Origin of the sequence: Gilliamella sp. B3172, assembly GCF_026536465.1 — a bacterium.
GTDB lineage: Bacteria > Pseudomonadota > Gammaproteobacteria > Enterobacterales > Orbaceae > Gilliamella.
The window spans coordinates 126,976-139,459 of record NZ_JAFNOA010000002.1 but is presented as its reverse complement, the minus strand read 5'-3'; the positions used below and the strand labels follow the sequence as shown (position 1 = coordinate 139,459).

Below are 12,484 nucleotides of genomic sequence, written 5' to 3'. Positions count from 1 at the left end.
TTGATTTTAGGATATAATAACGATAAATAACTATTAATAATTTATTGATATGTATAATATACAAAGCTTCATTGCATCAACTGAGACTATTGCTAAAGCCTCAAACCCAAATTTTTCAACTTTACACATTGCGTTAGGATTCGATGATAATTATGCTATGCCAGCTGGCATAACGATCACTTCAGTAATTAATAATACTTTAGATGTTAATTTGCACTTTCATTTATTTATTGATCAAGTAAGCGAATCAAATATTGAAAAATTTAAACAGCTAGCCGGAGATCGAATTACAATTACAATTTATAGGATTAATAATAATTTTGTCATAAATCCTAAAACTTTAGTTCTTCATATTTCGAATGCTTCAACATGTATTCGTTTTATCATACCGGAATTGTTAAATTCAGTAACAGATAAAGTCATTTACCTTGATAGCGACACGATTTGCTTGAAATCATTAGTACCCCTTGCTAATTATAATATTGATGATTATATAGCCGGCGTAATAAGTGATAGCAAAGATATGCAAGAAGCAATCAGCAAAATGTATAGTTTAGATTCAAGCAAATATTTTAATGCGGGTGTATTATTAATTAATACTAAAAATTGGTGTGAAGCGGGTATTACCGAAAAAGCGCTAAATTTGATTAATGACGGTAATGTTTATAAATTTGCTGATCAAGATGTCTTAAATATTTTGTTGGAAAAGAAAACTTTATTATTACCTATTAAGTTCAATACTAAAATAAAGATTTCAATTGACGCGCATCAAGAAAAAAATATAAAACCTTATACGGTGGTATTACATTATATCTCGCAAAACAAACCTTGGTATAAAGTTTACCAGTCGGAAATTTTCCAGCACTATTTACAGCAATCGCCATGGAAAGATGTAGAATTGCCTTTAAGTGGTAATAGTTCTTCTGTTAGAAATTATGCGAAGTATTTGATGAAACTAGGTAAGTATACATCAGCTTTTTATTACTATATCATATATTTGATATACAAATTCTATAATAAAAAATAAAAGGGATAATTTAGCAATGATTGTGAAGAACACTAATTTAACAGTTATTATACCCTGTTACAATGTTGAGTCATATATTGCTAATTGTTTAGATTCTTTAGTTAATCAGACTTGTTTACCAGAAGAAATAATTTGCGTAGATGATGGTTCAACAGACAAAACTGAAGAAATACTAGTTACATATGCTGCTAAGCATAAGCAAATAAAAATAATTTCTCAACCTAATTTAGGTGTAAGTGCTGCTAGAAATACAGGTATTGAAGCTGCTTCTAAAGATTATGTAATGTTTGTTGATTCAGATGATATAGTTAATACGAACTTATTTAATGAATTTAAAACATCACTAAAAAATAATCCTGAATTAGAATTATTTTACTTTAACTATACATCTTTCAAAGATGAGAAATCTTTGCCTTTGCTTACTGATCTGTCACTAATTGAAACCCCTAAAAAATATTTTGATAGTGGTATAGAGTTATTAGATTTTTTGCTAGAAAAAGAAAATTACTCAGGGGTGACCTGGCAATATATTTTTAAACGTTATTTATTTAAAGAAAAATTCACCGGGAGAATACACGAAGATCACAAAGTTTCTTTAGCGATTCTTAAAAACGCTCATATTTCATGTTATTTTATGAGCAAATTAGCCTATTTGCATAGAAGTCGCCTTTGTTCGCTGTCATCTAATCAACATGTAGATTATAAAAATACTTGTATTTTAAGGGATGTATTGGTTGATTGTTTTGATACGATTAAAAACCTTCCTATATCATCTAATGCCAAAAATAACTACTTTTTTCGGATGAATGTGACTTATTTAGAATTATTACTTAAATCGAGTTACAATTATTCCATACAAGAAAGAGAGAGTATAAAAAAAGATTTAGGTTTATTAAAAATTACTATTAGAATGCATAGAAATAATAAAAGAAAAATAATTCAAAACATTTGCTATGCAATTAAATTTTCCCAAAAAAATAGGTGTTCAATAAATACGAAATTAATATTATTAAAATATGCCGTAACTAAAAAACACCCATATACTAATATTGATAATGAAAATTTTTATTATTCAACATTAAGCCAATATTAATTTATTAATTCAGACCTATTTTTCAAATTGTATAGATTTTTGTAGACCCCATTTTTATTAATGAGTTCATTATGGTTACCTTGCTCTACAATTTGACCATTATCAATGACTAATATAATATCAGCATTTTCAATTGTAGATAGTCTATGCGCAATAACTATTGCGGTTCTCCCAATTTGTAAGGCATCTAAAGCTTTTTGTATAACCTGCTCTGATTCTGTATCCAATGCTGATGTAGCTTCATCTAAAATCAATATAGGACTATTTCTTAAAAGTGCTCTAGCTATTGAAATTCTCTGTCTTTGACCGCCTGACAATAATATACCGCCTTCCCCGACCTTAGTATTAAATCCATCTTTAAATTCCATAATAAAATCATATGCGTAGGCTTTCTTCGCTGCTTCTTCAATTTCTTCTTGAGTATATTCACCAATTTTGCCATAAGCAATATTATTGGTTATCGTATCATTAAATAAGTGAACATTTTGGGATACTAGTCCTATTTGATTTCGTAAACAATATAATGTTAAATCTTGGATATTATAGCCATCAATTAAAATTTCCCCTTCAGTAATATCATAGAATCGGGTTAATAAGCTAGCTATAGTTGTTTTACCTGATCCGGAACGACCAACCAACGCAACTGTGTCGCCCGCTTTTATATTAAAATTAATGTTACGTAGAGCTAAGTCTTGTCTAGTTTCATAACCAAATGAGACATTATTAAAAATGATTTCACCTTTAACTCTTTCAATATCAATTGTACCTTTATCATCTTCTATAGGCTGTTCTAAAATAGCAAATAATGTCTGACAAGCTGCCATTCCTTTTTGGAAGCCGGCATTAACACTAGTTAGATTTTTAATTGGTTGCATTAGTGCAACTAGAGAAGAAAACACTACAGTAAACTCACCAGGAGTAATATTTAAATCAGGATTACTTGCTGTTACAAGAACAAAAGCAATAGCAAAAGAAATAACTAATTGAACAATAGGAGTTGATAAAGCAGATATGGAAGTTAATTTCATTCCATCCCTACGGAATTTGTTATTCACTTTATTAAAGTTTTTTGATTCTTCTTCTTGAGCGCCAAAGACTATGATTTCTCGGTGCCCTTTTAACATTTGCTCAACAGACATAGTTACATTGCCCATTGAGTTTTGCATATTTTTTGCTAGCTTCCTAAATTTCACCGATATAAAAGTAATTAATCCAATTACGACAGGCGTAATAATGATCAAAGACAAGGATAACTGCCAACTGTTATAAAACATAGTATAAAATAGGCCGCAAATAAAAGCTGATTCACGAATAATTGTAATTAATGCATCTGACGATGAAGCAGCCACCTGATCTGTATCATAAATAATTCGGGATAATAATCGTCCTGTTGAATTTTTATCATAATAACTGACTGGAGCATCAACGAAATGGTTAAATAACTTTTGGCGGATTTTCATTACAATTTTTCCAGAAACAAAAGCGAGAAAAACAGAATAACCATAATTTGCAACGCCTCGTAAAAATACCAAACCCAAGATATAAATAGGTGCCATAAATAAAAAATCTTTATCATTCATGGTGAAACCTTTATCAAGTAACGGACGTAATAAAGCAATTAATGAAGTATCAGCGAATGCACTAACAATTAATAAAATAACTGATAAAAATAAAACAAATTTATATCTTAAGATATAAGGAAAAAGTTTTAAAAAAGTTTTCCAAGTTGATGAGTCTTTATCAATATCGCTATACTTGTCATGATTATTTTGATTTGTATTCTGTTTCATTAGTCATTTTTTCAAATTATGAGTTAAATTGCATTTTATGCATTTGTGCATAAATTCCATCTAAATCGATCAATGATATATGATTGCCATCTTCAACAACTTTTCCATCATCAATCACTAGAATTCTATCTGCCTTTTCAATTGTTGATAAACGATGGGCGATTATAATTGACGTACGATTTTTTTGAAGGATTTCAATCGCATCTTGAACTAACTTTTCGGATTCATTATCTAAAGCTGAAGTTGCTTCATCGAGAATTAATATAGGATTATTTCGTAAAAGTACTCGAGCAATAGCTATTCTTTGTCTTTGCCCACCTGATAAAAGAATCCCATTATCACCAACTTCTGTATCTATACCTGATTCTAATTTATCGATAAACTCCATTGCATTGGCTAATTTAGCTGCTTGAATAATATCTTCACGACTATATTTATCTTTTTCGCCATAGCTAATATTTTCTGCAATAGTCCCATTAAACAAATGTACCCGTTGGGAGACATAACCAATTTGATGACGCAGCGACTTTAACGTATATTCTTTAATATCAATTGAATCTAAAAGAATTTCACCTTGTGATACATCATAAAATCGTGGAATTAGGTTTGCGATAGTAGATTTACCTGCACCTGAACGCCCAACTAAAGCAATTGTTTGCCCAGCTTGTATATTTAGAGAAATATCATTTAGTGCAGGAGTATTTCGAGTCGGATATGTAAAAGTTACATGTTTAAATTCAATATTGCCTTTTATATTATTAGCTACAATAGTTCCCTTATCATCTTCTAATGGAGAATTCAAAAGTCCAAATAATGACTCGCAGGCCATCGAACCTTTTTGTAACTCCACATGTAAACTGGTTAATTCTCGTAATGGGCGCATAACAGCCACCATAGCAGAGAAAACAACAGTAAACGATCCCGGTGTAATATCTAAGCTTTGATTAGCAACTAAATATAATACAAAACCTAATCCTAATGTGGCAATCAATTGTATAAGAGGTGTCGATAATCTGGATATAACTTCAATTTTTAACATTCCTCTACGAAAACCGTCATTAAGTTTATAAAAATTATTTTTTTCGTATTTTTTTGCATTAAATATTAAAATTTCTTTGTGTCCTTTCAACATTTCATCACTTGCAATCGAGATTTGCCCCATACCTTGTTGCATAGATGCAATAGTTTTTCTGAATCGTTTAGCAATGAATTGAGCAATAAAAATAATTAAAGGCACAAGAATAATAAGTACTGATGCTAACTTCCAACTACCATAAAGCATAACGATACATAATCCAACTGCATAAGCTATCTCACGGATAAGTATTATTAATGCATCTGAAGAAGCCTTTGATAACATTTGTGTATTATATGTGATAACAGAAACAAGCCCGCCAACAGATTGTTGATCATGAAAACTAACCGGGCTTTTTACTAAATGATCAAATATCATCTGTCTAAAATTTGTTATTACTTTACCTGATAACCACGAAAGGCAATAAGTAGAAGCGTAATTAGAAATTCCTCTTAATCCAATCAAGCCAATAATACCAAAAGCAATAGTTATCAATAGTGCATAATTTTTTCCCATTAGCCCGTTGTCTAATAATGGTTTAGTTAATGATATTAAAGTAGCATCGGTTGCAGCATTTAGTAGCAACCCGAAAATAGCTACAAACAATGCTTTTCTATAAGGTTTAATGAATGGCCAAAGCTTTTTAAGAGTCGTGTAAGAGTTATATTTTTGAGACATTGCGAACACTATGACGTAATAACAATTATATTTATTATACTATAAATGTAACTATTGAAGTTAGTTTTATTAAAAATTTCGTATTTATAATTAGATAAAGAATATTAAAAAAAGTTTATATCTTCGCATTATTTATATTTAACAACAAAAAAAGCTATAGAGTGTAAATATAAATTTCTATATAGCAATATATTATAATTAACAAGTTAAGGTTAGAAGTTAGAACTATTAATAAATGAGTTAGTGATTATCTAATGCCAAATTTTATTAAAGAGTTTATTAATCGGTTTATCAAGATATTTAATATAAATAGCAGATATAAGGAAAGATACAAATAGAGCAATAAAAATTGTCATACCATAACCAATAATTTCGCGAGTGAACGGATATTTATCCCATAATAAACGCTCAAATATCGCATGAGACCAAAAACCGATATCAGAATGAATTAAATATAAAGGATAAGTCATTGCACCTAAAAACTTGATCAAATTATAATATTTGCCTACGCCATTTAAGTTAGAAGCATACCAAACTAACGAGACTACACAAACAGCAGAAAGTAATAAAGCGACATGTGATACTTGATAGTGGAATAAATTAATAGCATCAGTATTATTAAAATATACCATTCGATTATAAATTAATATCGTGCTAAAAAGAATCAATATGATATCTGATGGCTCACATTTATTTTTTCTCATGTTAAAGATAACAATACCAGCAACAAAATGACCTGCATATTGTGTAAGCAGAACATAATTAATTATAGTTGAATTTAAAATAAACTGATTAATAAAAGAAATGATAATCCAAATGAAGCATATTTGATTTTTGTATCTTTTCCATAAATCCAATTGCATCATAATAAAAACTAAAATATAAAAAGTAACTTCAATTTGTATCGTCCAATAAATACTACTGAAAAAAGCATGGCCAAAAGCTTGTGGAAAAAATGTAAGACTATAAAGCAGTGATACTATTCTTTCCAAAGGATCAATCATAGGAACAGAAATAGAAAAGACATAAATTATCAAACCAAAAATGACAAAAGTAGGGACAATTCTATTTATTCTGGATTTTATAAAACCAAATGAACTTTTTCCTTCTGATGATAATGAAATGACAAATCCACTAATTAGAAAAAAAATATCTACCCCAAAATCCCCGAAATATAAGGCATTAATAGCATAACTTTCAGGAATAAAACCGGATAATGGGCTAGCAAAGAAATAATGATAAAAAATAACCATCATGCAAGCTAGAAATCTAAGTCCATCTAGCGCTTCAATTCTTGTTTTTACTTTCATTTTAGATTTCTTTATATTTATCACGTTATTATTTGGAATTAAATTTTTCCTAATTATATAATTAGATAAATTATGCGATTATAAAGCTAACATTAGTTATTTTTGATTTTGTTAGGCTTAGTTTTGACTTTTATTTTTATTCCTAAAAAACAAATTATGTAGCATTTATCTGTTTTCCAAACCCCAATCATTCTTTGCCAAAGATTTAGAAAAAGAGAGTTGACATTTTCAATGCGGGAATAATTTTTTTTATACAATGAAATAATAAAAGGATTTGTAGGATAAAAATCAAGTAATTGAAATTTATTTACTAAATCCGTTGCTTTGGATAATACTTTTTTTCTGCCATTCTTTTTTGCATAATAAAGGCCATCCCAAAGATTTTTTTCAAATAAATCACATAATATTGGTTCAATTTTTGAAAATAAATTCCATTTGAAAATGAATTTTAAAAGATATTCAAAACATAATAATTTGTCTAATCCATTATTACATTTTCCTAATTTTTCAATTTTTCTTTTTGAGGTTAATCCCATAATTGAATTATCTCGTATCGTGTAGTTATATAGCTTTTCATTCATAAAATACACTTTATGAGAAACTAACATGTATGACCAAAAAAAAGGATTGTCTTCGTATAACAAACCATTAGGAAAGCTGATTTTATATTCTTTTATAAGCTCTTGCTTGTAAATTTTATTCCATGCACACACATCCATATTTTTTAAAATCTCGGGAGTTAAACTAATAATCCCATGATATTTATGGATATAATATTTTTCCTGATTCGCATCAGTACATTGAGATTCAAATACTAAATTAGTTGAAAAATAAACTGCATCTATATCATCTGAGTTGAAGTGTTGGAGAGCTAATTCATAAGTATTTATTTCAATATAATCGTCAGAATCAACAAATGTAATAAATTTTCCTGAAGCATTTGATATACCAACATTTCTAGCTACAGATAAACCTTCATTTTGTTTCGAAATGATTTTGATTCTATGATCTATTTCTTGATATTTTTCTAAAATAGATAAAGAATCATCGGTAGATCCGTCATTAATACATATTATTTCAATATTATTTATTGTTTGATTAATGACGCTATCTAAACATCTTTTTAAATAATTAGCTGTATTATATACAGGTATAATAACAGTAAGTATTGGAAACACATCCATAAATTTATCAAAATTTATCTGAGCTAATTAGATTAAACATTATTTTACCTCAATTTCCTGAAATAATCCTTTCAAACCTACAGGGTTAACAGAAACTATTTCAGTATCTGGATAAACATGATTAGCAAAGGTTTTGAAATTTTGCCAACCTTGTAAAATATTTGGCAAATCACCTTTTAAAGAAGGTGATATTGATTTTTTATTATCATCAAAGTAACCATCTTCACTACAATCACATCCAACTAAATAAATTTTCTTAGGATTGGTATATAGGGCAAATGCTAGAGCAGCAAAAACCACTGAGCCGAAATCCGGTAACAAGCAAGAAGAAATATCCCTCACAAATGGTGTATGCATTCCACCCGTATAATAACGCTTTGCACCATATTTAATTAAATAGCTTTCAGGTATTGCACAAGTTTCCATTGTTAGTACATCGCCATAAAATTTCTGACATTTACCTTGGCCATACTGATTTATGTTTGCAATTTCATCTTTTAATCCGGAAATATCCTGGATAAATAAAAAATCAAAATCTACTTTATCAAATTTGTACGCTCTATTTACTCCAATGTGGATCACATTAGGGATAGGTACATAATGATTCAAAGATGGACCTGTAGCAAGTATTGCAATTTCTTTACCATTAAACATATTTTTATATGGTAAGAAAGTTTTTTGATGAGTGATAAACACAGAATTATTAATACTTATTTTTTTATCTAAACCCTGCATTCGAACAGTTAGACTTTGTTTTGTATCTAAATTATCAGCTACAAGTTTATTAACTTCAGTTTCAAGGTTTTTATTCAATGAAGCAAAATTTTCTAAACTATTTTTTGATATCAAATCGAACTCATTTTTAATGTCAATAAATTTTTCATTTATATCATTGATTTCATTTTTAATATTTTCAAATTTAGAATTTAATAATTGGTTATATTCGTCATTCATTGTATTTGTTGGATTATCAGAATTATTAATCGCTAAATGAATATCATCTCGCAATCCTTGTAATTGACAATCAACATGATGCATCAATTTATCATATAACCAATCAGCTCTATTTTTTGAGTCTTGAAAATGCCAATTCATGACGTTTTTCACATCTTCAATTTTGAATTCAAACATTTTCTGCAAATTGATTTTTTTAAATTTCAGCCCTAAAATTCGGTAGCATTTGAAATAAGAATTTACTTGTTTCTTAGAATACAAGCGTATACCTAAAAAGTAATATTTTTTCTCATTATATTTAATCTTTTTCTTAAACAGCGGAATAAAATTAAATAATTTAAAAGTTGAACATGAGTTATTTGGATTATTAAGGTTTTTATGCTCATCAGAATTATTTGTATTTGGCGTTGTATTTATTAATTCCTCATGATAGATTTCTTCCGGTTCAGGCTCTGGCAAATCTGACCATGGAGATAAATGACAATATCGCCACCATATTGAATAAAAAAATCTAACTTTTCGATTTATCCAAGGCTTGTTAGCTCCACCATAGTGATAGATCCTAGGATGATTGAAGGCTTCTTGGATATCTTTCTTATCGTAAAAAGCATCATAGTATAAATCAATGTCGTGATGCATATCACAAAACACATTATATGAAGGAGGAAAATGTTCTAATAAGTGTGGATGAGTCTGACCAACAATATAATTAAGTGTATCTTGATCTGCGTACGGAGGATTTGGGTGATTATCTAAAAATTCAAAAGCTTTTTTGAATAATTCTAATTCTTTTGCTTTTTTAACATTTAATAAAAAGAAACCAGCATTGAAATAAGGATATTTTAATGGATTATTCTGAAAATTTTTTAGATCTTTCCATTCCATAAAATGTTTTAAAATACTATCTCTATATTGCATAGCAAGTATTTCAACAACAGCACCCATAACGTTTTCTTCATCAAACTTATCATATAAATAAGAAAGATCAGAATCAATAATCATATCACCATCAATATAAAAACATTTATCAACATCATCTGGTAATATATCTAGCATTAATAATCTATAATAAACAACAAGATTAACATATTGCAAAACAAATTTACTAGTATCGATACAGTCAAAAAGATGAATATAATCTTCCATCTCGACAAAAATGATTTCGCACGGCCTCACTTTTTTTACATCTTCAAGCCGCTTCTTATCATCTTTAGTAAAACCTTGAACAAATACAAAAAAACGTGCTCGTCTATTCTCGGCTAGGTTAAGCAGAATAGAAGTCATACAAACACCTAATGGAGCTACATAGTTATTATCACCAGTTAAAACAAAATTTATATAACTACTTTTCATCGTTAATGTTTTCCTAAAAATTGATATTTTTATCGATAATATTTCTTAGTAATTGTTAAAATAGGTAGGTTGAAAGCATAATATTTCATTTTGTTCTTCTTTTCTTTCCTTTTATAAACCGGAATATATTTGAACAAATGATAATTGATACGCTTATTTTCCTTATTAATTGTTAAGATTGGCAGATTAAAGAAAAAATATGATGATATATTCTTCTTAGATAATTTTTTTAAAACGACTAAATTACCTATTTTGAATTTATTTTTGATCTGAATTTTATTCTCATATTCAAAATTATACCATTCTTTACAGATTGGAACATATTTTTCATGATTAAAATCAAAAGCATGATTGACATTAGCAAGCATCTTTTTATCTTTTGGAGTGGAAACAGAACAAAAAATATTTACCCAATCGAAAATATTTTTCCACGTAATGAATGGATTACAATTTGGAAATGAAGACAATAAATCCTTCGCAAATTCTACTATACCTTCAGACAGAACAGGATAAATTTCACTACGAATTTTGTCATTATTATCTGGCTTTTTATAGATTGGGTTTCCATTTCTAAAATCTTTGATTGGCGGTTCAGGTGATGTCATAAAAAATTCCATGACATCCCAATCTTTTATCCACGAAAATTTATCTTCTCGATAAGCTCTTAATATATAATCATCTAGATTAATATTTGTATTTTCATTAGCTTGTAACAAAAAGTAGTATCCATAAAGTTGCTTCCCTATTATTTTTTCAATCAATCTTTGCGATGATAAATTAATTGAACAGGTATCGATAATAGCGAGATTTTCTTTTAAAGATAAATTTTCTATATAATCTTTATAAGATTTAGTTTCCTCTTCAGCAAGTTTCTTGTATATATCAATATGTTGCTCAATAAAAGCCACACCTTCTTCAGTTGAAGTGATATTAGGTGTTTTTTCTTTCAAAATATCATTTCGTTCTTTATAGTGAGATAATATATTTTTGACTGCTGAAAATTTTTCATTGGGATCAATATACTTATTTTGATTAAAATCTAGATAAAACAGAGTACTCAATACCCTCGGTGCATAAATATAACTCGATTTAACTTCATCATCATTCATTAGATCAAACACTTTTTTTAATGAATATCCATCTCTAGCAACGAAAAGTGCATTATTTATATTATCTTTTTCGAATGACTTTTTTAACCAATAAACATATGAAAATACGGTCGGTCCGGCGTAATTATAACCAAAGTTTTTCCAATAATTTTTATCAAATTTTAGATGATTATAAGCAAGTAATCCAAGCAATATTGAGGCACCAACATCATTAGGATTTTGATCATAGTACATTTTAGTACGTATATTGCTTTCAAATAACTGATCTATTGCTTTTTTGTAATGATAAGCATCAATTCCTTTCTCTATCGCTCTTTCATAATCTGAATAATAATTATCCCCAATATGTAATAGTGTATTAGGAGCAGTTATATTTAAATCATTTAAAATAAGTGTATAAAGTGTGCCATTGTGTTTTGTAACTAAAGTTTCAGAAGATAAATAAAAATGATCATATTTGTTATAACCATTTTTATGTAAAACATTTATTAATATATCTTTTGGCAAGTACATGTCTGAAGTGATAATTATTTTCTTTTTTTTCTTCAAGGCATATTTGTAAACTTGATAAATATCTTTATTGACTTTTAAAGCCGCTATTTCATGCTCTATTTCTTTACATTTAAAGGTTCGGAAATAATCTGGTAATTGTTGATATATCTCATCTAATGTTATTTCTTCTGCTGAAGTGTGGGCTCTAGCATTAGTTTCAGCCGCTATTCGAGCTTTAAAAAAACCAGGAATATTATAAAGCTTTTCCATATGCAAAAATAAATCTGTAGGTTTTGCATATATTCTTAATAATAGAGTGTCAAAAATATCAAACGAAATTATTTCATGAGTGTCAATTAATTTTTTTACTTTATCTAGCATAAGTATTTAAAACCTTTTAAATGTATAAAAATGATATG

The 12,484-nt window shown here is 28.3% G+C and carries 8 protein-coding genes; 2 read left to right on the top strand and 6 right to left on the bottom strand.

The window, feature by feature from the left end; genetic code table 11:
- Positions 1–49 precede the first annotated feature (49 nt).
- Positions 50–1,027, top strand: a complete 978-nt coding sequence (locus J3U37_RS03340; protein ID WP_267373360.1) for a glycosyltransferase family 8 protein — start codon at positions 50–52, stop codon at positions 1,025–1,027.
- Positions 1,028–1,043: 16 nt separating this feature from the next.
- Positions 1,044–2,120 carry a glycosyltransferase family 2 protein gene (locus tag J3U37_RS03335; protein ID WP_267373359.1) on the top strand — a complete coding sequence of 359 codons (1,077 nt, stop codon included), beginning with the start codon at positions 1,044–1,046 and terminating at the stop codon, positions 2,118–2,120.
- Here J3U37_RS03335 and msbA (J3U37_RS03330) read toward each other — a convergent pair.
- From msbA (J3U37_RS03330) to J3U37_RS03305, 6 genes are all read right to left on the bottom strand, one after another.
- Entirely contained in the window at positions 2,117–3,910 is a 1,794-nt protein-coding gene (gene msbA / locus J3U37_RS03330; protein WP_220219224.1) for a lipid A export permease/ATP-binding protein MsbA, read from the bottom strand. The genes J3U37_RS03335 and msbA (J3U37_RS03330) overlap by 4 nt on opposite strands.
- A gap of 16 nt (positions 3,911–3,926) precedes the next feature.
- Positions 3,927–5,663, bottom strand: a complete 1,737-nt coding sequence (gene msbA / locus J3U37_RS03325; RefSeq protein WP_267328717.1) for a lipid A export permease/ATP-binding protein MsbA — start codon at positions 5,661–5,663, stop codon at positions 3,927–3,929.
- A 251-nt stretch (positions 5,664–5,914) separates the two neighbouring features.
- Positions 5,915–6,973, bottom strand: a complete 1,059-nt coding sequence (locus tag J3U37_RS03320; RefSeq protein ID WP_267373357.1) for an acyltransferase family protein — start codon at positions 6,971–6,973, stop codon at positions 5,915–5,917.
- Positions 6,974–7,065: 92 nt separating this feature from the next.
- Positions 7,066–8,157, bottom strand: a complete 1,092-nt coding sequence (locus J3U37_RS03315; RefSeq protein WP_267373356.1) for a glycosyltransferase — start codon at positions 8,155–8,157, stop codon at positions 7,066–7,068.
- 39 nt (positions 8,158–8,196) lie between these two features.
- Positions 8,197–10,464, bottom strand: coding sequence for a glycosyltransferase family 8 protein (locus tag J3U37_RS03310; protein WP_267373354.1), 2,268 nt, complete (start codon positions 10,462–10,464; stop codon positions 8,197–8,199).
- 29 nt (positions 10,465–10,493) lie between these two features.
- Positions 10,494–12,446 carry an HAD family hydrolase gene (locus J3U37_RS03305; protein WP_267373353.1) on the bottom strand — a complete coding sequence of 651 codons (1,953 nt, stop codon included), beginning with the start codon at positions 12,444–12,446 and terminating at the stop codon, positions 10,494–10,496.
- Between the last annotated feature and the right edge of the window lie 38 nt (positions 12,447–12,484).